This is a genomic window from Ruegeria sp. CDSA141 (genome assembly GCF_059612005.1).
Window position 1 is genome coordinate 177,205 of sequence record NZ_JBXWPT010000001.1, and the last position, 25,628, is coordinate 202,832.

The 25,628-nt window shown below is 58.5% G+C and carries 20 protein-coding genes; 6 read left to right on the top strand and 14 right to left on the bottom strand.

All coding sequences use genetic code 11. The features are described 5' to 3' along the window. Positions 1-53 precede the first annotated feature (53 nt). The 3 genes from AC2FLP_RS00910 to cobS form a co-directional block, all read right to left on the bottom strand. On the bottom strand, positions 54-1,844 hold the full coding sequence (locus AC2FLP_RS00910) for an aminopeptidase P family protein (RefSeq protein WP_299894720.1): 1,791 nt from the start codon (positions 1,842-1,844) through the stop codon (positions 54-56). 150 nt (positions 1,845-1,994) lie between these two features. After that, positions 1,995-3,872 carry a cobaltochelatase subunit CobT gene (gene cobT, locus AC2FLP_RS00915; protein WP_117868349.1) on the bottom strand — a complete coding sequence of 626 codons (1,878 nt, stop codon included), beginning with the start codon at positions 3,870-3,872 and terminating at the stop codon, positions 1,995-1,997. Between the two features lie 121 nt (positions 3,873-3,993). Next, positions 3,994-4,980 carry a cobaltochelatase subunit CobS gene (cobS, locus tag AC2FLP_RS00920; protein ID WP_299894715.1) on the bottom strand — a complete coding sequence of 329 codons (987 nt, stop codon included), beginning with the start codon at positions 4,978-4,980 and terminating at the stop codon, positions 3,994-3,996. Positions 4,981-5,308: 328 nt separating this feature from the next. On the opposite strand from cobS, the gene AC2FLP_RS00925 reads away from it, so the two are divergent. After that, positions 5,309-6,229: a Hint domain-containing protein gene (locus AC2FLP_RS00925; RefSeq protein WP_117868351.1), complete on the top strand. Its 921-nt coding sequence runs from the start codon at positions 5,309-5,311 to the stop codon at positions 6,227-6,229. 145 nt (positions 6,230-6,374) lie between these two features. Here AC2FLP_RS00925 and AC2FLP_RS00930 read toward each other — a convergent pair whose 3' ends face one another. Further along, entirely contained in the window at positions 6,375-6,929 is a 555-nt protein-coding gene (locus AC2FLP_RS00930; RefSeq protein WP_254683774.1) for an NYN domain-containing protein, read from the bottom strand. A gap of 168 nt (positions 6,930-7,097) precedes the next feature. After that, entirely contained in the window at positions 7,098-7,721 is a 624-nt protein-coding gene (locus tag AC2FLP_RS00935; protein WP_117868352.1) for a J domain-containing protein, read from the bottom strand. A gap of 107 nt (positions 7,722-7,828) precedes the next feature. Here AC2FLP_RS00935 and AC2FLP_RS00940 point away from each other — a divergent pair, with 107 nt between their 5' ends. After that, positions 7,829-8,083: a BolA family protein gene (locus AC2FLP_RS00940; RefSeq protein WP_117868353.1), complete on the top strand. Its 255-nt coding sequence runs from the start codon at positions 7,829-7,831 to the stop codon at positions 8,081-8,083. Positions 8,084-8,096: 13 nt separating this feature from the next. Here AC2FLP_RS00940 and AC2FLP_RS00945 read toward each other — a convergent pair whose 3' ends face one another. The 7 genes from AC2FLP_RS00945 to pepN all read right to left on the bottom strand — a co-directional run bounded on the left by AC2FLP_RS00945 (position 8,097) and on the right by pepN (position 17,233). Continuing rightward, the gene (locus AC2FLP_RS00945; RefSeq protein ID WP_496681341.1) at positions 8,097-9,173 is read right to left on the bottom strand and encodes a PLP-dependent cysteine synthase family protein; all 1,077 of its coding nucleotides are present in this window, start codon (positions 9,171-9,173) and stop codon (positions 8,097-8,099) included. Between the two features lie 196 nt (positions 9,174-9,369). Further along, positions 9,370-9,789, bottom strand: a complete 420-nt coding sequence (locus tag AC2FLP_RS00950; RefSeq protein ID WP_299894704.1) for a DUF4177 domain-containing protein — start codon at positions 9,787-9,789, stop codon at positions 9,370-9,372. 80 nt (positions 9,790-9,869) lie between these two features. Further along, the gene (pepT, locus tag AC2FLP_RS00955; protein ID WP_299894702.1) at positions 9,870-11,126 is read right to left on the bottom strand and encodes a peptidase T; all 1,257 of its coding nucleotides are present in this window, start codon (positions 11,124-11,126) and stop codon (positions 9,870-9,872) included. A gap of 147 nt (positions 11,127-11,273) precedes the next feature. Continuing rightward, on the bottom strand, positions 11,274-12,785 hold the full coding sequence (gene gatB / locus AC2FLP_RS00960; protein ID WP_117868357.1) for an Asp-tRNA(Asn)/Glu-tRNA(Gln) amidotransferase subunit GatB: 1,512 nt from the start codon (positions 12,783-12,785) through the stop codon (positions 11,274-11,276). Positions 12,786-12,866: 81 nt separating this feature from the next. After that, the gene (locus tag AC2FLP_RS00965) at positions 12,867-14,126 is read right to left on the bottom strand and encodes a hypothetical protein (RefSeq protein ID WP_496681338.1); all 1,260 of its coding nucleotides are present in this window, start codon (positions 14,124-14,126) and stop codon (positions 12,867-12,869) included. 129 nt (positions 14,127-14,255) lie between these two features. Next, positions 14,256-14,684 (bottom strand): hypothetical protein, encoded by a 429-nt coding sequence (locus AC2FLP_RS00970; RefSeq protein ID WP_496681336.1) that lies wholly within the window; start codon positions 14,682-14,684, stop codon positions 14,256-14,258. Then, positions 14,681-17,233: an aminopeptidase N gene (pepN, locus tag AC2FLP_RS00975; protein ID WP_496675679.1), complete on the bottom strand. Its 2,553-nt coding sequence runs from the start codon at positions 17,231-17,233 to the stop codon at positions 14,681-14,683. The genes AC2FLP_RS00970 and pepN overlap by 4 nt, the downstream gene beginning before the upstream one ends. A gap of 207 nt (positions 17,234-17,440) precedes the next feature. On the opposite strand from pepN, the gene AC2FLP_RS00980 reads away from it, so the two are divergent. The 4 genes from AC2FLP_RS00980 (at position 17,441) to AC2FLP_RS00995 (ending at position 22,860) form a co-directional block, all read left to right on the top strand. Beyond that, positions 17,441-19,576: a malate synthase G gene (locus AC2FLP_RS00980; protein ID WP_496681333.1), complete on the top strand. Its 2,136-nt coding sequence runs from the start codon at positions 17,441-17,443 to the stop codon at positions 19,574-19,576. A 71-nt stretch (positions 19,577-19,647) separates the two neighbouring features. Continuing rightward, positions 19,648-20,073 carry a GlcG/HbpS family heme-binding protein gene (locus AC2FLP_RS00985; RefSeq protein ID WP_299894687.1) on the top strand — a complete coding sequence of 142 codons (426 nt, stop codon included), beginning with the start codon at positions 19,648-19,650 and terminating at the stop codon, positions 20,071-20,073. A gap of 219 nt (positions 20,074-20,292) precedes the next feature. Beyond that, a complete protein-coding gene (locus AC2FLP_RS00990; protein WP_117868362.1) occupies positions 20,293-21,072 on the top strand; it encodes a gamma-glutamyl-gamma-aminobutyrate hydrolase family protein in 780 nt (259 codons plus the stop codon). 441 nt (positions 21,073-21,513) lie between these two features. Beyond that, entirely contained in the window at positions 21,514-22,860 is a 1,347-nt protein-coding gene (locus AC2FLP_RS00995) for an autotransporter outer membrane beta-barrel domain-containing protein (protein ID WP_496681330.1), read from the top strand. A gap of 58 nt (positions 22,861-22,918) precedes the next feature. On the opposite strand, the gene AC2FLP_RS01000 is transcribed toward AC2FLP_RS00995, so the two are convergent. Continuing rightward, entirely contained in the window at positions 22,919-25,159 is a 2,241-nt protein-coding gene (locus tag AC2FLP_RS01000; RefSeq protein ID WP_496681328.1) for a xanthine dehydrogenase family protein molybdopterin-binding subunit, read from the bottom strand. A 3-nt stretch (positions 25,160-25,162) separates the two neighbouring features. Then, entirely contained in the window at positions 25,163-25,627 is a 465-nt protein-coding gene (locus AC2FLP_RS01005) for a (2Fe-2S)-binding protein (protein WP_299894676.1), read from the bottom strand. Position 25,628: the final 1 nt, after the last annotated feature.

A 25,628-nucleotide genomic window follows, 5' to 3' on the forward strand; every position in this document is an offset into this window, starting at 1 on the left:
TCCGTCGTCGTATTTGGGCCTCTCCTCTGCCCGTTCTGTGTAACAGACCGGTGTCAGATTGGGGCAGTTGCGGCATCCAACCACAGTTGCGCGTCTTGTCCCAGCCTTGGGCGGACTTTTTCCGCAACGTCGCGGTGATAGGCATTCAGCCAGTCGCGTTCGTCCGCCGCCAACATTTCGACCATGATCAGCCTGCGGTCAATCGGCACAAAGGTCAGAGTACGCCAGTTCAGCATTGCGCGTTCGGCGTCGCTGGAGGGCAGGGCAGGCGCCTCTTCGACCACCACAAGGTTCTCGATTCGAATGCCAAAGGCATCCTCGCGGTAATATCCGGGTTCGTTTGACAGGATCATGCCGGGTTGCAGCGGTACATGGCTGACTTTCGACAAGCGCTGCGGCCCTTCGTGCACGCTCAGATAGGCTCCGACCCCATGCCCGACCCCATGATTGAAATCCTGCCCCGCCGACCACAGCGGCGCGCGGGCCACGCATTCGATATCCCGCCCTGCAAGGCCCGCAGGCCAGCGCAGCATCGACATGCCAATCATGCCCTTCAGAACACGGGTAAAGCAGGTTTTCTCCTCTGTTCCGACGTCACCAATGGCAATGGTTCGGGTGATGTCGGTGGTGCCGTCCAGATATTGCCCGCCACTGTCCAGCACCAGAATATGACCGTTTTCCAACTGGCTGTCGGTCTCTTCGGTCACACGATAATGCATGATCGCGCCGTTCGGACCCGTGCCTGCAATGGTATCGAACGAGATGTCCTGAAGCGCATTGTCCTTACGCCGGTTTTCTTCCAGCCGGGTGACAACCTGTGTTTCGGTCACGCTGCCAGGGGCCTTTTCGTCCAGCCAGCGCAACGTTTCGATGACCGCCACTGCATCGCGCAAATGCGCCTCGGCGCTGCCCGCGATTTCAGGCGCATTCTTGCAGGCTTTGGGCAGGGCACAGGGGTCGCCGCCATCCGTCATCGCATCGCCTAACGCATCCGCCACGATCTGAGGCACCGAAGCGTTATCCACTTGCACCGGCCCGGCCAGAGCCGCAACCGCATTCAGAAAATCTTCCGGCGCGCGCAAGGTCACCAGTGTGTCCAGATGATCCCTTACCCCGGCCAGTTTCGCGGCCGCCATGAACAGATCGACCTGACCTCCTGCATGCAGTATGGCAAAACCGTGGGCCACCGGATTGTAGGCAATATCCGACCCACGGATATTCAACAGCCACATGATCGAATCCGGCAAGGTGATCACCGCTGCCGTGTGTCCGGCCCGCCGTAGGTCGCCGGCCAGACGGGCGATCTTGCTGTCCGCACCTTCCCCGGCAAACTCAATCGGATGCGCCTTGACCGGGTTCATCGGTGGGGCCGGCTGATCTGCCCAGACCCGGTCCACAAGGTTCTCGCATCTCACCAGATCGATGCCCGATCCTTCCAGATCGCTTACTGTGCCTGAAATTTGCCCCGCCGCATGCAGCCACGGATCAAAGCCGATCCTTCCCCCGTTTGGCAACCGCTCTTTCAGCCAGGCGCTCAGGCTCACCTCTGGCCAGGGGACCGGAGTGAAATCCTCTGCAACCTGTGCCTTGACCTGGGTGCGATACCGCCCGTCGACAAAAACTCCGGCCACGTCGCGCAGGGCGGCGCAGAACCCGGCCGAGCCCGTGAACCCGGTCAGCCAGGCCAGACGCTCATCGTGTGCCGCGACATATTCGCCCTGATGCGCATCCGCGCGGGGGATCAGAAATCCGTCCAGCCCTTCTGGCACCATCTGTTCGCGCAAGGCGGCCAGCCGCGGGGGACCCTGTTCCGGTCGGGCGGTCACTTTGAAGGATTGGAACATGGGCGGCCTCATTCACAGCTTTTGGGCGTGACCCTGAGGCGCATTTCAAAAAAAGTCCAGACGGGATCACCCCGCTTGAAAAAGCCGATGTTCAGCAAAGCCAAACACCCCATCATTGGGAAAATACCCCCGCTGGACGCAAAGTCAGATTCAGCTGACCTTTCTCATCCCCATTACCCGCGCCCGTGCCCGCGGGTCACTGTCGAAAAGGGCTGCCAGTTGTTCGGTCATTGCACCGGCCAGTTGTTCAACATCGGTAATCGTAACGGCCCGGTCGTAATACCGGGTCACGTCGTGGCCGATCCCGATAGCCAATAATTCGACCATCTTGCGCTTCTCAACCATAGCGATCACGTCGCGCAGGTGTTTTTCCAGAGAGTTGGCCGGGTTCACGCTCAGCGTAGAGTCATCGACTGGTGCGCCGTCTGAGATCACCATCAGGATCTTGCGTTGCTCGCGCCGTGCAAGCATCCGCCGGTGCGCCCATTCCAGCGCCTCGCCGTCGATGTTTTCCTTCAGCAGGCCTTCTTTCATCATCAGCCCCAGATTGGGCCGCGCGCGACGCCAGGGGGCATCGGCCCCTTTATAGATGATGTGACGCAGATCGTTCAGACGCCCGGGTTGTTGCGGGCGGCCATCATTCAGCCACGCTTCACGTGCCTGACCGCCTTTCCACGCCCGCGTGGTAAAGCCCAGAATCTCGACCTTCACATTGCACCGCTCCAGCGTCCGCGCCAGTACATCGGCACAGATGGCGGCGATCGAAATCGGCCGTCCCCGCATAGACCCCGAATTATCCAGCAAAAGCGTGACAACCGTGTCGCGGAACTCTGTGTCTTTTTCGACTTTGAAGCTCAGCGGTGTGGTTGGGTTCGCCACAACGCGTGCCAATCGGCCCGCGTCCAGAATACCTTCCTCGCGGTCGAATTCCCAGCTGCGGTTCTGCTGCGCTTGCAGGCGGCGTTGCAGTTTGTTGGCCAGACGCGATACCGCCCCCTTCAACGGTTCCAACTGCTGATCCAGATAGGCCCGCAGGCGTTCCAGCTCGGCAGGTTCCGCCAGGTCTTCGGCGGCGATCTCTTCGTCATGGGTGTCCAGATAGACCTTGTAATCCGGGTCTGCCTCGGATGCAGGCGGCGGGGCAGGTGGCTCCAGCGGCGCTTCGCCATCCGGCATCTCAGCCTCGTCGCCCATCTCGTCCTCGGCCATTTCATCCATCGAGACCTGGGCCTGAGACTGATCCTGCTGCTCCTCCTGAGTTTGCTCAGGGGTCGCATCCGCGTCCTGATCGTCCTGATCGTCCTGGCCGGTACTGTCGGGATCGGGCTGGTCTTCGGCGTCTTCCTCGGCCTGGTCTTCCTGCTCGTCGTCCAGCTCATCTGGGTCATCCCCAAGCTGGTCGCCATATCCCAGATCCTTGATCACCTGACGGGCGAATTTGGCGAATTCCGCCTGATCCGAGAGGATTTCGTCCAGATTTTCCAGCGTTCCGCCAGCTTGCTCTTCGATGAACCCACGCCACAGGTTCATGATGTTTTCAGCGGCAGGGGGTAGATCACGCCCGGTGGCCAGATGCCGGATCAGGTACCCTGCCGCAACCGACAGAGGAGCATCGGCGGGTTGTTTGCACTGATCATACCCCCGCCGGATCGCTTCGTGCCCGATCTTCACATCAATGTTGCTGGCGGTGCCCGGCATATCCCGCGCGCCCATCGCTTCGCAGCGGGCGGTCTCCATCGCCTCGTACAGATCCCGCGCCATATCGCCCGGGGGCGCATAGCGCGCATGGGTCGCGTCGTCATGATACTTGCGCTGCAACGCCAAGGCATCCGCCGTGCCGCGCGCCAACAGCACTTCTTCGCGCGTCATCCGGCGCGAGACCTGTGGCAGCCGCATCGACTCGCCCGACATGCCCGAAGGGTCGACGGTATAAGTCACCGACAGCTCGGGATCATCGGCCATGACCTTGGTGGCTTCGGCCAGGGCCTTCTTGAACGGATCAGCAGGGTTGTCGTTCTTCTGTGCCATGTCCTTAAGACCTCATCAAAATGACCTGCCCGGCGTTGAAAACTGTAACGGATCCGACTTCATCTGGCCCAAAATATCCCCGCCGGAGGCATTGCGCCCAGAACGGGCGCAATTTGGGTGCTTACCCCAAGCTTGCACTCGCGGCACTCTCAGGCAACTCCTCATCGAAGCAGCGCTGATAGAACTCGGCCACGGTCTGACGCTCCAACTCATCGCACTTGTTCAGGAAGGACAGGCGGAACGCATAGCCCACATTGCGGAAGATCTCGGCGTTTTGGGCCCAGTTGATGACGGTCCGCGGGCTCATGACGGTGGACAGATCGCCATTCATGAAGGCGGTTCGGGTCAGGTCGGCGACGGTGACCATCTGGCTGACGGTCTTGCGGCCCTCTGCGGTGTTGTAATGCGGCGCCTTCGACAGAACGATCATCGTCTCTGCATCATGGCTCAGGTAGTTCAGGGTCGACACCAGCGACCAGCGGTCCATCTGCGCCTGGTTGATCTGCTGCGTGCCGTGATACAGACCCGTCGTGTCGCCCAGACCGACCGTGTTGGCAGTGGCAAACAGGCGGAAATTCGGGTTCGGCGTGATGATCTCGTTCTGGTCCAGCAGGGTCAGCTTGCCGTCATGCTCCAGCACGCGCTGAATCACGAACATCACGTCGGCGCGGCCCGCATCATATTCGTCGAACACGATGGCGACCGGGTTGCGCAGCGCCCAGGGCAGGATGCCTTCGTGGAACTCAGTCACCTGCTTGCCGTCGCGCAGTTTGATCGCATCCTTGCCGATCAGGTCGATCCGGCTGATATGGCTGTCCAGATTCACTCGTACGGCAGGCCAGTTCAGACGGGCGGCCACCTGTTCAATGTGGGTCGATTTGCCGGTGCCGTGATACCCTTGGATCATGACACGACGGTTATGGGAAAAGCCCGCCAGAATCGCCAGCGTGGTTTCCGGATCGAACTTGTAGGTATGGTCGATGGCCGGCACTCGGTCGCTGCGCTCGGCAAAACCTTTGACCGCCATGTCGCTGTCAATGCCGAACACGTCACGGACCGAGATATCCTCGGTAGGTTTTGCGTTGATATCGATCGATCCGTCAGCCATGCGCCTTGTCCTTATCCTTTGCCCCGCCTTGCCGGGTTTGAACCCGTGTGTGGTGCAACATATTGCGGGCAAGGGCAAGGGAAAGAGGCGCGTGTGCGAACTTAGGCGGGTGTTTCTTTGAAACTGGCCTTATTGACACCGGGCTACCTTACGCTCCGATATTCGCGGCTCGCTACGCAGATCTCAGATGGTGCAATTTCCAACGTGAGGCGTAGGTCATCCAATTTCTGAATTGCTCAAATTGCAATTTGAGAATTCATCGAGTTAAACTATTTCATTGTCTGCGCATAAGTAGCTTTCGGCTTGGTGTTAAACGGTAGAGGTTCGAATGTCGCTAACAATTCAGGGTCCCTCTTCGATTGCCATCCCAAGTGGATCGTCTTCCGTTATGCAGCAATACACGGCCACCAAAGCAGGCGCTTCGTGGAATGTGATTGTTTCAGGGACAGGAGGACTGGCCCCAAGTGATTATTCCGTTTCGATTTCACCGAACGGCGTTTTGACTGTCGATCTGACCTCTGGTGTTGTTATTCCTCCAAACACGCAACTGACCGTCGAGGTATTCGCGTCGACAGGTCCCGGTAACGGTAACAATGACTCTCTCATCGTGACCGTCGCTCTTCCGGCCGGAACAGTACCGTGTTTCGTGAAGGGTACGCTGATCGAAACTGAAAAGGGCTATCGTGCTGTTGAGGAACTATCAGTTGGGGATAAAGTGCGTGCTTCCAGTGGGGAAATTCTTCCAGTTAAGTGGATCGGAAAAAGGACTCTGAAGGCGGAAGATTTGAAACGTAACCCGCAATTGAGGCCCGTTTGCATCGAAAAAGGAGCGATAGGAAAAAACTTGCCTAGCCGTGATTTGTACGTTTCCCCGCAACACAGAATTGTTCTGGAAGGGTGGCGCGCAGAATTGTTGTTTGGAGAGGCAAAAATCTTCACCGCAGCAGTTCATCTGATCAACGACAAAACCATTCATCGGGTTCGATCCAATGAGTGCGTCACTTACTACCATATTGCCTGCAGTCGCCACGCCATACTGATGTCGAACGGATTGCCAACCGAAAGCTTGTTTCTGGGTGATATGGCGCTGAAGTCTTTTCGCCGTGAGGACGTTGAAGAACTGCTCGCACTGTTCCCCGAATTGCGTGACGGCACTGCAGAGTCGCAACAGACTCGCTTAAGTTGTTTGAAGCGCCGGGAAGCAATCGCATTGCGAAGCTCATACCCGGACAAAAATCCGAATAGTTGAAATTCGAACTGACTCTGGTCTGATCCTTTGTCTCAGCAAGTTCCTTCAAATGTGTTTTCTCGGATCGATTGCCATGGGCTACTTCAGGACGCAGCGCCATTTTCATGGCCTTGCGCGTTTCTGCCTTGCATCGACCGTCGCTTGCCTACAGCGAAAACCAAAGCTGGTCTTTGCGAAAGCCGCCTTTCACGAGGCGATCCGCGTTCAACACATCCGGAAACTCGTCTACCCAATCCCGAAACCTGTCATTTGTGACGATGCGTGCCTTGCTGTCCCGCGCCGCCTGCAAAATCAGCGGGTCCGCTGGCGTGCCTTTGGGGGCGACCATGACCTGCTTGGCGCGCAAGCCCAGGGCGCGGCTCAGCGTCCGGTCGTTCATATAGTGACCTTCGACCTTGTACCCGACATTCGCATCGAACATGACGCCCGGTTTGAACCCGGCTTGCTTCAAAGTCTCAAGGACCTTCTTCAACGTGCCCAGATCCGGGGTGCCTTCTTTCCAGTGCATGACGTTCGACCCGTCCACGATGATCCATGTATTGGCCCTGCGCCACCTGAACCAGGCCCTTACGAAAAGGATTGCGCTGGCCATCACGCAAATCAACGCCAAAAGGAACAGCCAATCGGCATCAGTCGGAATGAAACTGGCAGCGATGAGCCCGCATAGCGAGACGAGCAACAGGAAAATGGTCGTGCGCACGAAACTGGTCCTTGGAAACTCCTGTCCCAAATCCTCCACCACTTTCGCGTCGAATGAAACAGGGTTCCTTACAGAAATTGCGCAGTTTTTTTCAGGTTGTGTCGTCCGCGGCACCCAACCATTCAGGTTGAGCGTGTCGCGGAGGTAAAGCAGGGAAAGCTGTGACCGTTACTTGAAGTTCCGGCTGTCCTTGATCTGATCCCAGGCCCAGACGACCTCTTGCAATTGTTCTTCCTGCGAGCGGTCGCCACCGTTCATGTCCGGGTGCAGCACTTTGATCAGTTTCTTGTATGCCTTGCGGACTTCAGCCTTGGTCCAGCCGTCATTTGCCTCGAGAATCTCGATCGCACGGCGTTCGGTCGGCGGCAGGCGGCGTCCGCCACCCGTGTTGCGGCCCTTGTTCTGCGTGCTGTTGGCGCCGAGCACCTGATGCGGATCCTCGATCCCCAAACGGGCCCAGGCGCGCGCTTCGGGGTCGCCCATCGGCTTGGTCTCGCGCTCCCACACTTTGTCTTTTGATCGCTGCGCGTTCAACTCGGCCTCGGTGGTGCCGTCAAAGAAGTTCCATTTCTGGTTATACTCCCGCACGTGCTGTTGACAGAACCAAAAGAAATCATCCAGGACATCAGGTGCCTTCGGCGCGCGGAACTTACCCGGCTCTTCACATCCCTCGTGATCACACACCCGGACAGAGGTTTCGGACGCACCTGACATGCCTCGACGACCCCGCGGATTCTTCTTCTTGGCGCTGGAAACGGACATATCGAATCCGAAGGGGTCTGATTTCGCCATGCTCTAATCCTCAAGAACGCGTCTTTTCGACTCGGAGGCAGCAGTTTAATCTAAGCAGCCGAAAGTAGAAGAGGGGTGCGGCAATATTTTTGCCGCTGAGCGAAAAAATGAGTGTGACAGACGAAATCCGAACCCGCCTGCAAGCCGCCTTTGATCCGCGCGAGCTTGAAGTGATCGACGACAGCGAAAGCCACAGGGGCCATGCGGGCTATCAGGAAGGCGGCGAAAGTCACTTCAACGTCCGCATCCGTGCCAGCGCATTTGAAGGTAAATCCCGCGTCGCCCGCCACCGTGCCGTACACAAGGCGCTGGGCGACATCGTGCCGCGCATCCACGCGCTGGCTCTGGATATTGGTGACTGATGATCTTTGCGTGTCAGTCCGCCTTCATCTGTGCGGACGGCGTCGATGCCGAGATGGAATATTCTTCCTCCGTCATGCCCTCTTCGATTCCCTCGAATAGCGGGGTCGACAAGTAACGCTCGCCGGTGTCCGGCAGCATGACCAGCATAACGGACCCTTCCGGCGCGGATTCCGCCAACTTCATGGCCACCGCAAAGGTTGACCCGCCTGAAACCCCTGTGAAAATCCCTTCCTCCGAGGCAAGCCGGCGAGACCATTCTATCCCTTCTGGCCCGGGAATGGGGATCAGCTCATCATAGTAGGAATTGTCGATGGCTTCCTGCAGGACCCACGGGATGAAATCCGGTGTCCAGCCTTGAATCGGATGGGGTTCGAAACTGGGATGGCTTTCGGTCGGCTGGTGATCATCGTTTCGGGTGTTGACGTAACCCGATGACACGATGGCTGCGTTGGCCGGTTCGGTCAGTATGATTTTTGTTTCGGGACGCTCTTTCCGCAATATACGTGAAACACCCGAAACGGTGCCGCCGGTCCCATAGCCCGTCACCCAATAATCCAGTCGTTGCCCTTCGAAATCGGCAAGAATTTCCCGCGCCGTCGTGTTTTCGTGAATATCGGCATTGGCAGAAGTTTCAAACTGGCTGGCAAGGAACCATCCGTTTTCCTCGGCCAGTTCCTTGGCTTTGGTATACATGCCGAACCCTTTTTGCGCCTTTGGCGTCAGAACAACCTTCGCGCCCAGGAACCGCATCAGCTTTCGCCGCTCGACCGAGAAGCTCTCGGCCATCGTCACGACCAGAGGGTATCCCTTGGCCGCGCATACCATGGCCAGCCCGATCCCGGTGTTGCCAGAGGTCGCTTCGACAACGGTTTGTCCGGGTTTCAGCCGCCCGTCCCGTTCTGCTGCCTCGATGATATTCAACGCCAGCCTGTCCTTGACCGAGCCTGCCGGGTTGAAGGCCTCGAACTTTACATAGACGGTCACATGCTCTGGCGCGATCCGGTTGACCCGAATGCACGGCGTGTCACCGACCGTGTCGAGAATGCTGTCATACAGGCGTGCCTGCCCTTGTGTCTGCCGAATAGCCATTTCGATGTCCCTCCAGAATATCCGGCTAACATGCCACAGATTCCCTGAGGGTATAGCCCTTATTGCTTGCCAATATGGTTATGAAGACACGGGCCGTACCCGGATCGACTTGACGAACGTCAGGGCAAAAACGGACGTTCTGCACAAGGCCACAGGCCGATTGCATTCGGTCCGGCGGCCGTACCAGTCCCCAAGACTATGTTTTCGACGTGCCGCTTGCATCAGGTGCGTCATCAGACCGCTTCAACGACAAAGGAGGCTCGTCCGCCTCTGCTGCAATTGGTTTCGGCGCCTGCACCTCGTCGGGGCCCGGGATCGGCTGGGCCAGTGGGGTGTCATCCATCTCAGGTACTGCACCGACCCACGAGGCATCGACTTCTTCTTCCACCACGCGGCGAAAAACCAGCACATTGCGCCAGTTCGTGGTCGATCCGGTCAGACCCGAGCGTTCCTCGCTGGGCAGCAGTTCGGCCCGCTGGTATTCCCACCCATCCTGACCCATCTGATTCAGCAGTTGCTCGACCGAGACGGCAAAGCGGCCCTCAGCCGTCTTCACGCCTTTGGCTTTGACACCTTTTTGCGGGGCGGGGATGACCTTGTATTCGTAGCGCTTCATCTACTGTTCCTAAATGCGTTTCCGCGCCAACTTAACACGCTGCCCCCCGGGTGAAAGGGCCGTTGCCCATCTGGCGGAATTCAGCACGGACCATTCGCTTCAGCCTGTGCTGCCTTGGCCACAACCGACAGGCACAGTTCCGTCGCCAGCGCCATGTCCTGCACTGAAATCCACTCCAACGGGCCGTGGACGCATTGCATCCCGGTGAAGATGTTGGGGCAGGGGGTGCCGAATTCGGTCAGGCGCGATCCGTCCGTGCCGCCCCTGATCGGTACGGAAAGCGGTTCAATCCCCAACTCGCGACACGCATCCCGCGCCAGCTCGACCGGGGTCATGTCGTTTTCCAGCCAATAACGCATGTTGCGGTACTGGTGGCTGATGTCGCAGGTGATGGATGCGCGCGGTTCCGTGGCCTGCACGGCGGCGCAGACCTGACGCACGATGTCCCGTTGCGCCTCCAGCCCGTCCATCTCGAAATCACGCAGGATCAGCTTGATCTCCATCTCGGATGATCCGCCGTTCATGTCAGTGACATGGATGAAGCCTTCGCGCCCGTCTGTGGTTTCGGGCGTCATGGTGGCCTGAGGCAATGTCTGCACGATCTTCGCCGCCAGATGCGTGGCATTCACCATCTTTTCCTTGGCTAGCCCGGGATGGATCGAAACGCCCTCGATCCTGATCACGGCGCGGTCGGCCGAGAAACTTTCGTACTCGATCTCACCCGCTTGCTGCCCGTCCAGCGTATAGGCAAAATCCACTCCCAGATCCTTGGGCAATTGCTCCGTGACACCCCGGCCGATCTCTTCATCCGGAGTAAACGCGATGCGGATCGGACCATGTGGGATGTCCTGATTTTCGATCAAGTGCCGTGCCATGGTCATCAGAATCGATACACCGGCCTTGTCATCCGCACCCAGCAGAGTCGTGCCCGATGCGGTGATCAGGTCATGGCCGATCTTTTCGGCCAGATAGGGGTTTTCGTCCGGGGAAAGAACCAGGTCCGGGTTGTCGGGGAAGGTGATATCGCCACCGTTATACCCCTTGATCACCCGCGGCTTGACGCCGGTCGCGTTGAACTGAGGAGCCGTATCGACATGAGCCAGAAAACCCACGGTCGGACCCGGTGCTGTTCCGGGAATGGTCGCGACAACCACACTGTCGCCTGTCATCTTCACATCCTGCGCGCCGATCCCGGTCAGTTCATCGCGCAACAGGTTCAGCATGTTGAACTGGATCTCAGTGCTCGGTGTCGATGGGGATGTCTCGTCACTTTGACTGTCGATGGCGGCATAACGCACCAGCCGGTCTTCAAGTTCCTGATCAAATCTGTCTTGCATAATGGCGCACCTCTCTGGAACGGAAGAAAGAGCGCAAACAGGGGGAAGTCAAGCCGAAGGCTTGACCTCAAAACACAAGAAATCGCGATGTTTTCCATTGCACAAACCCGCCAAAGATTGCTGGCAGGCTTTTACAAAATGAAAGGTTTACGACCCCAGCTTCTTGCTGACCAGTTCGTTGACGGCTTTCGGGTTGGCCTTGCCGCCGGTCGCTTTCATGACCTGGCCCACGAACCAGCCCGCAAGCTTCGGGTTCACCTTGGCCTTCTCGACCTGTGCCGGGTTGGCGGCGATGATCTCGTCCAAAGTGGCTTCGATGGCACCGGTGTCGGTCACCTGTTTCATGCCACGATCTTCAACGATCTGCGCCGGATCACCGCCTTCTGTGTAAACGATTTCGAACAGATCCTTGGCAATCTTGCCCGAGATCGCATCCGACGAGATCAGGTCGATAATCCCCCCCAATTGTGCTGGTGACACGGGTGAATCGGTGATGTCGTGGTCTTCTTTCTTCAGCCGACCGAACAGTTCGTTGATGACCCAGTTCGCAGCCAGTTTGCCATTGCGGCCCTTTGCGACCTCTTCAAAATAGGCGGCGGATTCCACCTCGGCGGTCAGAACCGAAGCATCGTAATCGGTCAGGCCATATTCGCTGATGAAGCGCGCCTTTTTGTCGTCGGGCAATTCCGGCAGTTTGGCGGCGATATCATCAACCCAAGTCTGTTCGATCTCCAGCGGCAGCAAGTCAGGGTCGGGGAAGTAACGGTAATCATGCGCTTCTTCCTTTGACCGCATGGAACGGGTTTCGCCCTTGTCCGGGTCATACAGACGCGTTTCCTGCTCGACGGTGCCTCCTCCTTCGACGATGGCGATCTGTCGGCGGGCTTCGACCTCGATCGCCTGCTGGATAAAGCGCATCGAATTCATGTTCTTGATCTCGCAACGTGTGCCGAGATGCGAAAAGTCCTGTGTTTCCTGATACTTCTCATACGCACCGGGCAGACAGATCGAGACGTTCACGTCGGCGCGCAGGTTGCCGTTTTGCATGTTCCCGTCGCAGGTGCCCAGATACCGCATGATCTGGCGCAGCTTGGCGATATAGGCAGCGGCCTCTTCGGGGCCGCGAATATCGGGACGCGAAACGATCTCCATCAGGCAAACGCCCGTCCGGTTCAGGTCGACGAAAGACATATGCGGGTCCATGTCGTGTATCGATTTGCCCGCATCCTGTTCCATGTGGATACGCTCGATCCGCACCATTCGTGCGGTGCCGTCCCCCATCTCGACCAGCACTTCGCCTTCACCCACAATCGGATGATAAAGCTGTGAGATCTGATATCCTTGCGGCAGGTCGGGGTAGAAGTAGTTCTTGCGGTCAAAGGCTGATTTCAGGTTGATATTCGCCTTCAGGCCCAGCCCGGTGCGCACCGCCTGTTCCACGCAGTATTCGTTGATCACCGGCAGCATCCCCGGCATCGCCGCGTCCACAAAGGCCACGTTTGAATTCGGTTCGGCCCCGAATTGGGTGGATGCACCCGAAAACAGTTTGGCATTGGATGAGACCTGAGCATGCACCTCCATCCCGATTACCAGTTCCCAATCGTGCTTGGCCCCGGCAATGGTTTTGGGTTTGGGCATTTCGTATGTCAGATCGAGCATGGCGCGCCTCATTTCCGCAGAAGTCTAAGCCTGCGTATTAGGCCCGGCAGGGCCTAGGGGCAAGGGGGAATCCTGTCGTGTTCAGTTCTGGGAAAACTGCAGACCCGATGGTGTAAATGTCACATCCATACCGCTGCGCAGTTCTTCCCGAAACAGATCCGAGATCGCGCGCAAGGCATCGCGCTGACCGCGCGCAGCAAATCGTTCGGGTGAGTTGATGCGGACAGAGTTGTTGAACCCGTTGGCCGCGTGCGCCCAGATCAAGGGGTGCAATTCTGTCAGATGATCTCGGATTAGCCAATTTGCCGTGTCGCGCATCTGAGACCGGACAAGGTCAGCCTGATCGTTCAGACCCTGGCCGTTCTGGACGGTGATCGCACAGTAAGATGATAGCATGTTAATCATCTGCTGATCGGGCCGCAGGCGCACGATATCGCGCAGACCTTCAAGAAAATACTCTATATCAACGCGGGCACAGGCCTCGTCGTCCAGTGCGATGGCGTCAAACTGAACCCATGTGTATCCACCCGCGCCCCAGATATCCTGTGTTCTGGCGGCCGTGCGCAAGGCTTGCAGCTCCAGCTCTTCGTAACTGCCGAACCAGCGGGGCAGAAGGTGGCTGCCCATAGCGCGCATGTGGCGCTGATTGTGTGGATCCAGAGTGATCAGGCGTTCATATTCGTCAGACACCCGCGCGTTGGATTTGCGTTGACCAGCCAGTAATGCACACCGGGCCGCTGCAATCAGGGGGCTGTCGGGGGCGTTTTTCCTGCACTTAGGCAGGATCGCTGCGGCGCGGTCAAAATGAGCGGCGCAGCGTGACCGGTGCAAGGGTGGCAGCGTCGTGTCCGAGGCCGTGCCGCGCCAAGCCCATGCCAGATCGATATGGGCAAGGGCTACGACGGTGGCGATCATTGGATCATCGGGGTTGTCCGCCATCTCGCCTTCAAGTTCCGAGATGCCGCCCAACAGGTCGTAATCCGAGATGGCCTTGCCATCCGAAAGCGCATGTTCAGCAGCCAGGACCACGTCAGATCTGGCGCCGAACGCCAACAGATCGGCAACCGGCATACCATCTGAAACAGCGGCGCGATCCTGATCAGCCACGCGCATCTTTTCCGACAATTCCGTCCAGCGGTCCTGCCGGGTCAGGTAACGGCCATGTTCGATTGTGGAATGTCCGATCAGATCGTCGCTACCGGTTTTTGCGACAGGAATATTGAGCTGGCCCTGCTCGGGCAAGGCTGCCGCCAGCGCGGATTTTGTCGCGCACAGGTCTGCTGAAGTATTTGTAGGACTGGCTGTGGATGGGGCGAACAGTGCCCTTAGCGACCGAAACATGGCGAAACTCAAAACTGAAAAAACTGATAACTGACACCGAAGTCTGGCGGGATATCGGGTTCAAATCAAGTATATTGCCGAATAGTTTTCCTTTTTAGTGTCCAATTCACCCTTCAAAGGTCCAGTGTTTCAGAAAACGGTGAAATGATGCCGTTCTACGCGAATTCCGGCTTGGTTTAGAAGGGTTTCCAAATCCCGATGCGCCGGACGCGACTCATCCGGCAGACGGATTCGTTTACCGCAATGCAGAACAATCGACACACGAACGGAGAAATCCCAACGGGTGTCAAAGCGGAAATGGTCGATGTCGCGCAATGCGATCTCTCCCTGTCGATTTCCCGTGAACCAGCTTATTGCATCCTGATCCACGTGCATGCCCGCGCCGGTGTTCTGAACCAAGTCCCAAAGTGCGGGCAAGGTGGCCAACGAAAGCAGCCCGGCGATCCACCAGGCCGTGTCAAACAGGACAACCAATGCCAGCAACGCCACGTAAACACTGGCCAGGATGGCCAGCGTTTTTAAGTTCCGGTTGCTACGGGCGAAGCTGTAAGGCGTCATGCGCCGAGGATGCGGGACACCATTTCGGTTGTGTCCCGCGACAGGTTCGGTGTTTCCGCAATGCGGGAAAGCTGCGCACGCATCAGGGCCTGACGATCTTCATCATACCGTTTCCAGGTCTGGAACGCAGAGCACATTCGAGCAGTGGTCTGTGGGTTCACCGGGTCCAGACGGATCAGCCAATCTGCCAGCAGGGCATACCCGGCACCATCCGGCTGGTGGAACCCTGCGTGGTTCATCGCCAGGGCGCCCATGACGGCGCGGAACCTGTTCGGGTTTTTCCAGTTGAAATCTGAATTCCTGGTCAGAGTCGCGGCTGTTGTGGCTGCCGCCTCTGGTGCCGCCATTGCGATCTGCAAGCCAAACCACTTGTCCATCACCAGTCGGTCGTGCCGCCACTGGTCGTGGAAGGCAGCCAACTGAGCCTCACCTTTGCGGGCGCGAAGAAGGCAAGACAATGCAGTCAGTTGCAATGTCATGTTGTCTGCCTTGTCATACGCCTCAGCCGCCATCGCCCCGCCGTCCAGACGAGAGGTCAGTGCCAGCGCGGCGCTGCCAAGTGCCCGTTTGCCGGACTGTTCGGCGTCTGGGCTGTAGGGACCGTCCACCAAAGCCTCACTATCCAGGCGGGGCAGCAAATCCTGTACGTTCTGGGCAGTTGCCTGTCGCAGCGTTTCCACCGCGGCCCAGATCGCCATAGGGTCGGGCGTTTGACCGCGGTCATGCAGGGCTGCTGCCAATTCCGACTGTGTCGGCAATCCCAGCATCAACGCACGATAGGCCGGGTCAAGTTCGTCATTGCGCAGCACGGCCAACACTCCGTCAAGGTAATCGGTATCCGGTGCCGCATCCTCCAGGATCATCCGCATCAGGGTGTCCTGTGCCAGATCTCGTCCAGCCTGCCATCGGTTGAACGGGTCCGTGTCATGCGCCAGAAGAAACGCTCGCTCCGCGTTCGACTGGTCATGCTCCAGGATAACAGGTGCCGAGAAATCGCGCAGGATCGAGGGCGTGGGTTTCGCCGTTAGGCCGGTGAACTCAAAGCTCTGTTCGGCCTGTGCAAGTTCCAGCACTTCGGTCGCGTGAACCTCATCGCCGTTGGGTCCAAGCAAGCCAATTGCGACGGGGATGACCTGCGGCAGTTTCTCATCCTGTCCCGGCGTGGGGTCGGTTCGCTGTTTCAGCGTGAGAGTATACGTGCCGTCGGCCCAGTCTTCCTCGACCCTGACGCGCGGAGTGCCCGACTGGCTGTACCAACGTTTGAATTGTGTCAGATCACGCCCGGTGGTGTCTTCGAAAACCTTCAGCCAATCCTCGATCGTGCAGGCCTGACCGTCATGGCGTTCAAAATAGAGGTCTAGCGCCTTGGCATAGGCCGCATCCCCGACCAACCGTTTCAGCATGCCGATGACCTCGGCACCCTTCTCATAGACGGTAGCGGTGTAGAAGTTGTTGATCTCCTGAAAGCTTTCTGGGCGCACAGGATGCGACAACGGACCGTTGTCCTCGGGGAACTGCCGGGCACGCAGGTCTATGGCATCGTGGATGCGTTTCACCGGGGCCGAGCGCATGTCGGAGGTAAATTGCGCATCCCGGAATACTGTCAGACCTTCCTTGAGGCACAGCTGGAACCAGTCGCGGCAGGTGATGCGGTTGCCGGTCCAGTTGTGGAAATACTCATGCGCGATGATCGCCTCGATTCGTTCGAAATTGGCGTCGGTCGAAGTTTCGGGACTGGCGAGAACGGCGGACGAGTTGAAGATGTTCAGCCCCTTGTTCTCCATCGCGCCCATGTTGAAGTCATCGACGGCGACGATGTTGAACACGTCCAGATCGTATTCGCGGCCATAGACGTCTTCGTCCCATTTCATCGATCTTTTCAGAGCCTCCATGCCAAAGGCGCACTTGCCCTCGTCACCCGGGCGAACCCAGAGGTTCAGCTCAACGTTTCGGCCCGAATTGGTGGTGAACTGACCGGGATGTGCGATCAGGTCACCGGCGACCAGCGCGAACAGATAGGCAGGTTTGGGCCATGGATCGACCCATTCGGCCCAGCCTTCATCCTTGCCCGACGGGTTGCCGTTCGACAGCAAAACCGGCAAGTCACCATTAATGCGCACGGTGAACGTGGACATCACGTCCGGCCGGTCAGGATAAAAAGTTATCTTCCGGAAACCTTCCGCCTCACACTGTGTGCAGTACATCCCGTTCGACATGTACAGACCCTCCAGCGCGGTGTTGTTGCCGGGGTCGATTTCCACCTCGGATTCCCACAGGAACGGCGCGTCGGGGACATCCGCGGTTAGTCCTTTGTCGGTCACGTCTGGCTCGACGTCGGCACCGTCAATGGCGGCGTGGATCAAGTTCAGTTCTTCCCCGTGCAGAAAGAATGTGCGGTCAGTGGCGTCGGGATTGGGCCGGAACGCAATGCGCGAGGTGACGCGCGTGGCGTGCGCGGCCAGATCAAAGGTCAGGTGCACGCTGTCCACCAGGTAGCCAAACGGTGTGTAGTCTTTCAGGTAGATCGTGGTGGGGGCAGCGTCGCGCATCTTGGGCCTCGTGTCTGTTCGGGACTTGCGCGACGTTAGGGGCTTCGTTCGGGCGCTGCAACCGGCCCCCGCCATTGCCTTGTGGTTTTTGAAACAGCTTCAAGCTGAAGCGAATGCCCCAAATGACGGGATGAAAGTTGCCTATCGGAAACTTTCCGCCTAAGTCACGATGCATACAACGGCGCACAATCGCAGGAGAGCAGGAAAATGACGGACAGACAGACCCTGAGCGGACTGCAGATCGATCCGGTTTTGGCTGAGTTCATCGAGACGCAGGCGCTGCCGGGCACGGGCGTCTCTTCGCAGAAGTTCTGGGCTGGCATGGCGCGGATGGTGAGCGAACTGGGACCGAGAAACCGTGAGTTGCTGGCCAAACGGACCGAGATCCAAAGCCGCATCGATGGGTGGCATATGTCCCGAAAGGGGCAGAACACCAATGCCGCTGAATATGCGGCTTTCCTGGAAGAGATCGGGTATCTGGTTGAAGAAGGCGACGAGTTCCAGATTGAAACGGCCAATGTCGACCCCGAGATCGCCCTGACCCCAGGTCCGCAACTGGTTGTGCCGATTACCAACGCACGCTTTGCCCTGAACGCGGCCAACGCGCGCTGGGGCAGCCTGTATGATGCGCTTTACGGAACGGATGCAATGGGTGATTTGCCGGCAAGCGGTGGCTATGATGCGGCGCGCGGCGCGCGGGTGGTCGCATGGGCCAAGGCGTTTCTGGATGATGCTGTGCCTGTGGCGTCGGGATCATGGGCAGATGTCACCGAATTGGGTGTCACCGACGGTGTGTTGACCCCTGCGCTGGGCGATCCCGCCCAATTTGCCGGGTTTGGTGGTTCGGCGGACGAGCCCGACTTCGTGCTTCTGAAAAACAACGGTCTGCACATCCAGATCATGATCGACCCCACAAGCAACATAGGCGCGACCGACCCCGCAGGCATTGCAGATGTCCGGTTGGAATCCGCGCTGTCCACTATCATGGATTGTGAAGACTCAGTCGCCTGCGTCGATGCTGCCGAAAAGGTTGTGGCCTATGGCAACTGGCTGGGCCTCATGAATGGCGACCTGACCGAAGAGGTCACCAAGGGCGGCACCACGTTCACTCGGAAACTGGCAGAGGACCTGAGCTTTACCACTCCGTCGGGTGATCAGGCCAGGCTGAAAGGCCGGTCCTTGATGCTTGTGCGCAACGTTGGTCACTTGATGACCAACCCGGCCGTGCTTGACGCAGAAGGGCGCGAGATCGGCGAAGGTTTGATGGATGCACTGTGTACCACCCTGATCGCCATGCACGACCTGAAGCAAGACGGGGGCAATTCTGTCGAAGGTTCTGTCTATGTGGTGAAGCCCAAGATGCACGGGCCCGAGGAAGTCGCGCTCTCGGTCGAGATATTCGACATGGTCGAAGACATTCTGGGCCTGCCGCGCAATACCGTGAAACTGGGCATCATGGATGAGGAACGCCGCACCTCGGTCAACCTCAAAGAGTGCATTCGCGCTGCAAAATCACGGGTTGCCTTTATCAACACGGGTTTTCTGGACCGGACCGGCGATGAAATACATACCTCGATGGAGGCGGGTCCGATGCTGCCCAAGGGCGACATCAAGAATACGCCATGGATTGCGGCCTACGAAGATCGCAATGTCGATATTGGTCTGGCCTGTGGTTTGAAGGGCAGGGCGCAGATCGGCAAGGGTATGTGGGCCATGCCGGATCGCATGGGCGATATGCTTGAGGCCAAGATCGGCCACCCGATGGCCGGAGCGACATGTGCCTGGGTGCCGTCGCCCACGGCCGCGATCCTGCATGCAACGCATTACCACAAGGTCGATGTGCTGGCCCGTCAGGACGAGCTGGCGGCAGGGGGTGCGCGTGGCACGTTGAAGGATCTCTTGACCATCCCTTTGCTGGCTGGACGCAACCTGAGTGACGAAGAAATCACGCGTGAACTTGAAAACAATGCGCAGGGTATTCTGGGCTATGTCGTGCGTTGGGTCGATCAGGGCGTGGGCTGTTCCAAGGTCCCTGACATCAACGATGTCGGCCTGATGGAAGACCGCGCGACCTGCCGGATTTCGTCGCAGGCGCTGGCCAACTGGCTGCATCACAGCATCGTGGATGAAGCCCAGGTAATGGCTGCTCTGCAGAAGATGGCCGCCGTTGTGGATCGCCAGAACGAAAACGATCCGGGTTACACCCCGATGGCTCCGGGATTTGACGGCATCGCCTTTCAGGCGGCATGCGATCTGGTGTTCAAGGGTCGGGTTCAGCCCTCGGGCTATACCGAGCCGGTCCTGCATGCGCGCCGGCTGGAGTTGAAAGCCAGCCAAAGATAATCCCAATCAAGGCTCTCAGGCGGGTCGTTTGAGGGCTTTTTCGAACTCCAATCCGACAAGAGGACCATCAGATGTCAATTTCCCTACGCAAAGCCCGCACCATTATCCGCAAAACTCTGGAAAAGGGCCACGAGATGGAGTTGAAGCCGCTCTCTGTCGTAGTGCTGGATGCCGGTGGGCACGTTATTGCGTTTGAGCGCGAGGATGGTGCTGCACCGGGCCGTTTCGGGATTGCGCAGGGCAAGGCCTATGGGTCGGTCATGCTGGGAATGGCGGGCACCGCGCAGATGCAGCGCGCCGAAGCACAGGCCTATTTCATGGCCGCTGTGAATGGCGTCTATGGTGGTCAGGTCGTGCCGGTTCCGGGCGGAGTTCTGCTGCGTGATCGCAAGGGGGCCGTGATCGGCGCCGTGGGGGTTACCGGCGACACATCTGACAATGATGCGCTGGCCGCAATGGTGGGAATTGAGGCAGCCGGCCTGATCGGCGAGATTTAACAAGAGCGTTGTATTTATGCGTCTTTCCAGTTGAAGTGTGGATATATTCCTTCTTTTTGCTTATTTTCGGGAAATAATTCCGATTAATCAGGAAAGATCAGGACATATAGTGCGTGTTCGAACACGTCCCTGCGCTTTCATGCAGGGCGTGTATTCTTGCACGTTAAAACTGCTGCCGCTAGCTTCCTTGACAGTCATAACAACAGCAGGGAAAGCGGAATGTCTCGGCCTGTCGTCGGTATCATCGGCAACTCGTATCTCATGAACGACCAATACCCCACACATGCTGGGGGAACGATGAACTCGGATGCCGTGGCCAACGTGTCAGGATGTCTGCCGCTGCTGATACCGGCAGATCCGCGTTACGTGTCGGTCGATGAGTTGCTGGAGGTCTGCGACGGCTTTCTGCTGACTGGCGGTCGCCCGAACGTGCATCCGGAAGAATACGGTGAACCTGCAACCGATGCACACGGCGAATTCGACCGGGCACGAGACGCCATAACTCTGCCGCTGGTTCGCGCTTGCGTTGAAAGGGGTACGCCGTTTTTGGGCATCTGCCGGGGGTTTCAGGAAGTCAACGTTGCCATGGGCGGAACGCTTTATCCCGAGATACGCGATCTGCCGGGGCGGATGAACCACCGGATGCCGCCCGATGGAACCCTGGAGGAAAAGTTTGCTCTGCGTCATGTTGTGACACTGGAAAACGGAGGCGTTTTTCACAAACTGTTCGGCGCAGCCGAGGTCATGACCAACACCTTGCACGGTCAGGGCATCAAAACGATTGGGCAGCGCGTGGTCATTGATGGCCATGCACCGGACGGGACGCCCGAGGCGATTTACATCAAGGATGCGCCCGGCTTTACCTTGTCGGTTCAATGGCACCCGGAATGGGACGCGATCAATGATCCGGTCTCGCGCCCCCTGTTCGAAGCCTTCGGCGATGCGGTTAGAAACTGGAATTGTAGCAATCGTTCTGCAAGGCTAAGGCAATCTGCTTGACCGGCGCCTGCGGGCTGCCCTCGATTCCCCGTCTCTGAATCGCAACATTCGAATATTTGTTTATGAGACGAACCCAATACCCTTGTTTATCCGCCAGCAGGTCTGAATGCTTGCCCCCAAAGCCACGAAACGGTGCGAGATTGAGATATGCAAAGGTCAACCCAAAGGCGACTGCGTTCAGTTAGGTTTCTGGCAGCGACATTTTTTGCAACTTCCAGTTTTGCAGCTGAAGTGATGGCGCAGCAGTGCGGTTCTTTAGGTGAGTTGCTTTACATCGGACGCACGCGTGATTCAGCATCCTCCGTTTGGTTGTCCGCGACTGAGCAAGGCGGTTTTCGTTTGGAAGCCGCGCAAGGCAACACAACGGTGGACACTTGGAACAAGTCTCGCAGAGGCGTTCATCTAAGCTTTTCACCCTTTGTCTCAAACGGAAATGGTGGAGTGCACCGATTGTTCGAAATCGGTGGAGCACCAAATGGCAAGGATTGCCTGATCGATACGCAAAACCAACAGAGAAACTGGAGCTTGCCCGGTGGAGGTGGCGGCGGAGGCGGCTCCGGTGGCGGTTCAGGTGGCTCTGGCGGCGGCTTTGGCGGTGGAGGCGGTTCAGGTGGCTCTGGCGGCGGCTTTGGCGGTGGAGGCGGCTCAGGTGGCTCTGGCGGCGGCTTTGGCGGTGGAGGCGGTTCAGGTGGCTCTGGCGGCGGCTTTGGCGGCGGTGGCGGTTCCGGTGGCTCCGGCGGCGGCTTTGGCGGCGGTGGCAGTTCAGGTGGCTCCGGTGGCGGTTCCGGTGGCGGTTCCGGTGGCTCTGGTGGTGGTTTTGCTGGAGGTGGAACTGCGGCCGCTGTACCTCGTACTCGACCACAAAGTGCTGCTGACGGGGTATACGCTGTCGGTGTTGAGTGTGTTGACGCAGCGACGGGTAAACTTGACGCGGCTTTATGTGATCCCTCTGTTACTGCTCCTATTGTGGGCCCTCCTTTGACCGAAGGCCGAGATCTCGCGCTGCCGTCCACATGGAATGTATGGACAGATTTCACCTATACCGAAATCGAAGACACGCGCGGGGTCGGAGAAGTCGACATAAATGACAACTATTTTGCGGCAGGGTTTGACAGGCTTGTCAGGCCGGACTTGGTCGTTGGATTTCAGGTTGAATATGAAAACCTTGATGTCGAAGGGTTTCAGGGTCAATTCAGACAAGACACTAAAGGGCTTGCTGCGGGCCCCTATTTTGCCTGGCGCATGTCCGAGAGGTGGGTGCTGAATGGACTGGCGACCGTCGGCGAGTTTTCGACGGATGTGAACGTGCTGGGCTTAAGTGGCGATTTCGACCGGACCCGGTGGCGAGCCAATCTGGAGGCGATCGGTCAGTACGAGGCCGGGAATTTCCTGTTACGTCCGTCGATTGCCTTTGACTATTATAACTACAGCGCAGAAGACTATGATCTGAGCGGCACTGTGGCAGGTGTTCCGGTCAACATAATTGGCGAAGTTGCTTCAGCGACTTACAGCGCCTTAACCCCTGAGTTGGAAATCAGCAGGCCATTTGTCACTTCGCGATCGATCGTGTCTCCTTTTGCGACGCTGAGCGCGACATACTGGTTCGACCGGGACAATGTTGGAATAGGCGCTGGATCCCAGACCGACTTGACTTGGGCCACGCGCTTAGGGGTGCGCGGGCGCGCGAGTGAGGCCGTTTATGTCGAGGCGACACTGGGATATCTGAGTTTGTTCGAAGATGATTTGGATACGACCGAAGCGTCCGTTTTTCTTTCTGTCAGCTTCTGAACCTCAAGGGGCGAAAAAGGGGGGCGCCGCCTCAAGTCAAGAGGCGGCGCCAAAACGATCAGACCAGCAGGTTGAACTGATTGATCAGCGGAAGCGAGCGTGCGCGCTTGCCCGTCAGGTCGAAAAGCGCATTTCCGAGCGCCGGCATCGAAGGCGGTGTTCCGGGTTCGCCCGCGCCGCCCATATGCCGATTGGTTTCCAGTACGCGCACCTCGACCTGCGGGGCAGTGTGCATTCGCATCGCGTCATAGTCGGGGAAGTTGAATTGCTCGACTTCGCCTTCCGCAAAGGTGATCTCGCCGAAACATGCGGCAGACAGGCCGTACATCATACCGCCGAACATCTGCGCCTTGACGTTTTCCGGGTCCAGCGCCAGCCCCATGTCGCAGGCAATCCAGGCCTTGCTGATGCGGATGGTGCCGTCTTCGTCGACCACTTCGATGACCTGAGCCACCGGGGTGCCGAAGCTATATGTGAAGGCCACGCCGCGGCCGACGCCTTCGGTCGTCTGGCCGGCCCAGCCTGACATCTCCTTCACGGCTTCCAAACATCCCGCCGACGGCGCGTGTTCGTTCTTCATCAGATCCAGCCGGAACTCCAGCGGATCGCGGCCTGCGGCGTGAGCCATCTCATCCATGAATGTCTCATGAAAAAAGCCGTTATGGCTGTTGCCGACCGAGCGCCAGAAGCCCACGGGGACAGCCAGATCAGCAATGTGACCGCTCATGCGGTAATTCGGTACTGCGTAGGGCTGGTTGAAGAAACCTTCGACCAGCACTTTGTCGGGGCCGCCGCCGGGGAACCCGGTGTAGCGCTCGACCGCCTGTTGGGTCGGAGATTGCGCAGCGACCTTCCCGTCTATGAGAACGGCCGTGCCGTCCTGAACCGCGCCGCGCATCCGGGCGATGGCGCCGGGGCGGAAATAGTCGTGACGCATGTCTTCTTCGCGGCTCCAGGTTGTCTGAACCGGCGTGCCGGGCATGGCCATGGCAACCTTGGTGGCGATTTCGCCGAAATCCAATTCTCCGCGGCGTCCGAACCCGCCACCCAGATAGGTGGTGTGGATTTGGACGGCTTCGGTATCCAGACCGGCGGTGTTGGCAACGCGGAACTGGATCAGGGTCGGGGCCTGGTTTCCGCACCACAGTTCCAAAGCGTCGCCGGTAAACAGCGCGGTGGCGTTCATCGGCTCCATCGTTGCATGGGCCAGATAGGGCACGCGATATTCGGCGGTGATTTCCGTCGCGTTTTCCGGGCTTGCGCTGACATCGCCGTCGTCGCGCATGGTCGAGTTCGGTGCGTCGTCAAACGCCTCGGCGATCCTGGCAAAGATGCCCTCGGTTTCCGGCGGATAGGGCGCGTCGCCCCAATCAACGTCAATGGCCTCAACCGCCTGATTGGCCAACCATGTGTTGCTTGCGATCACGGCCACGCCTGTGCCCAGATCGACAACCTTCTCAACCCCGGGCATGGATCTTGCGGCGCTGTCGTCAAAACCATTCATTGCACCGCCCAGTTTGGGATTCATTCGGACGCTGGCGAATTTCATGCCGGGCAGGCGAACATCGACGCCGAATTCAGCGGTGCCCGTCGCCTTGCCCACCATGTCGAGACGCGGTTGGCTTTGGCCCAGATAACGCCATTCAGACGGGTCTCGCAACGGCACCTCAACGGGCTCCAGCCCGGAGGCATCCTCGGCAAGCATTGAATAGGCAATCTTGTCGCCGTTGGGGGCAATGACATGGCCTGACGCCGTTTTCAGATCCGAGGGGTCGACACCCAGCCGGTCTGCGGCAGCACGTTTCAGTGTTTCACGAGCCGAAGCACCGGCTTGCCGCATCCGGTCAAACCCATCTTTCATCGAGGTCGAGCCACCCGTGACTTGCAGGCTGAGCGTTTTGCCCAGAACGCCCAGTGCCTCGCCCAGATTGTGCTGGAAATTCGAGATATCGTACCCTTTGTTTGGCAACCCTTCGCCCACAAGGGCCGAGTTGTAATAGGCCGCCGCAGCGGGACCGTGCAGAACGGTGATCTGATCCAGATCGACATCCAGTTCTTCGGCGATCAGCGCGGCCCATGTGGTTTGGACGCCCTGACCCATTTCCGCGCGGGGCGCGAACAAGGTGACGCCGTTCTGGTCAATCAACACAAACGGGTTCAGTGCCGCCTCGCCCTCGCCGGGTTTCAAGGGGTTGGCCGCGGGGCGGGTAACGTAATAGGTGCCAAAGGCCACGCCGCCAACTATCGCGGCAGAGCCGATCAGGAACGTACGGCGGAGGATTTTTCCAACGGAAGCCATTGCTTACGCCTCCTTCAGCTTGGATGCCGCGTCATGGATCGCTGCGCGGATAAGGGGATAGGTGCCGCAGCGGCACAGGTTGCCCTGCATCGCTTCGTCGATGTCTGCGTCAGAGGGGTCCGGGTTTTCCGCCAGCAATGTAGCGGCCTGTATGATCTGGCCCGACTGGCAGTATCCGCACTGCGCGACCTGATGTTCGATCCAGGCCTGTTGGATCGTGGCCAGCGCGCCCGGTGAGCCGAGCCCTTCGATCGTGGTCACGTCACCCCAGACATCCGACAGTGCCACCTGGCACGAGCGCACGGCCTCGCCATCGATGTGCACGGTGCAAGCCCCGCATGCGGCCACGCCGCAGCCGAACTTGGTGCCGGTCAGGCCGACCTCATCCCGCAGAACCCAAAGAAGGGGGACGTCATCAGGCAGGTCCACCTGATGTTGCTTTCCGTTGATCTTCAGGGTCGTCGCCATG

Coding starts and splice junctions, on each gene's coding strand:
- cobS (WP_299894715.1), bottom strand. CDS start 4,980: ATGGCTGACGGATCGATCGATATCAACGCAAAACCTACCGAGGATATC.
- AC2FLP_RS00980 (WP_496681333.1), top strand. CDS start 17,441: ATGACGGACAGACAGACCCTGAGCGGACTGCAGATCGATCCGGTTTTG.
- AC2FLP_RS00945 (WP_496681341.1), bottom strand. CDS start 9,173: ATGGCTATTCGGCAGACACAAGGGCAGGCACGCCTGTATGACAGCATT.
- AC2FLP_RS00970 (WP_496681336.1), bottom strand. CDS start 14,684: ATGACGCCTTACAGCTTCGCCCGTAGCAACCGGAACTTAAAAACGCTG.
- AC2FLP_RS00990 (WP_117868362.1), top strand. CDS start 20,293: ATGTCTCGGCCTGTCGTCGGTATCATCGGCAACTCGTATCTCATGAAC.
- pepT (WP_299894702.1), bottom strand. CDS start 11,126: ATGCAAGACAGATTTGATCAGGAACTTGAAGACCGGCTGGTGCGTTAT.
- AC2FLP_RS00910 (WP_299894720.1), bottom strand. CDS start 1,844: ATGTTCCAATCCTTCAAAGTGACCGCCCGACCGGAACAGGGTCCCCCG.
- AC2FLP_RS00950 (WP_299894704.1), bottom strand. CDS start 9,789: ATGAAGCGCTACGAATACAAGGTCATCCCCGCCCCGCAAAAAGGTGTC.
- gatB (WP_117868357.1), bottom strand. CDS start 12,785: ATGCTCGATCTGACATACGAAATGCCCAAACCCAAAACCATTGCCGGG.
- AC2FLP_RS00925 (WP_117868351.1), top strand. CDS start 5,309: ATGTCGCTAACAATTCAGGGTCCCTCTTCGATTGCCATCCCAAGTGGA.
- AC2FLP_RS01005 (WP_299894676.1), bottom strand. CDS start 25,627: ATGGCGACGACCCTGAAGATCAACGGAAAGCAACATCAGGTGGACCTG.
- cobT (WP_117868349.1), bottom strand. CDS start 3,872: ATGGCACAGAAGAACGACAACCCTGCTGATCCGTTCAAGAAGGCCCTG.
- pepN (WP_496675679.1), bottom strand. CDS start 17,233: ATGCGCGACGCTGCCCCCACCACGATCTACCTGAAAGACTACACACCG.
- AC2FLP_RS00940 (WP_117868353.1), top strand. CDS start 7,829: ATGAGTGTGACAGACGAAATCCGAACCCGCCTGCAAGCCGCCTTTGAT.
- AC2FLP_RS01000 (WP_496681328.1), bottom strand. CDS start 25,159: ATGGCTTCCGTTGGAAAAATCCTCCGCCGTACGTTCCTGATCGGCTCT.
- AC2FLP_RS00985 (WP_299894687.1), top strand. CDS start 19,648: ATGTCAATTTCCCTACGCAAAGCCCGCACCATTATCCGCAAAACTCTG.
- AC2FLP_RS00965 (WP_496681338.1), bottom strand. CDS start 14,126: ATGTTTCGGTCGCTAAGGGCACTGTTCGCCCCATCCACAGCCAGTCCT.
- AC2FLP_RS00935 (WP_117868352.1), bottom strand. CDS start 7,721: ATGGCGAAATCAGACCCCTTCGGATTCGATATGTCCGTTTCCAGCGCC.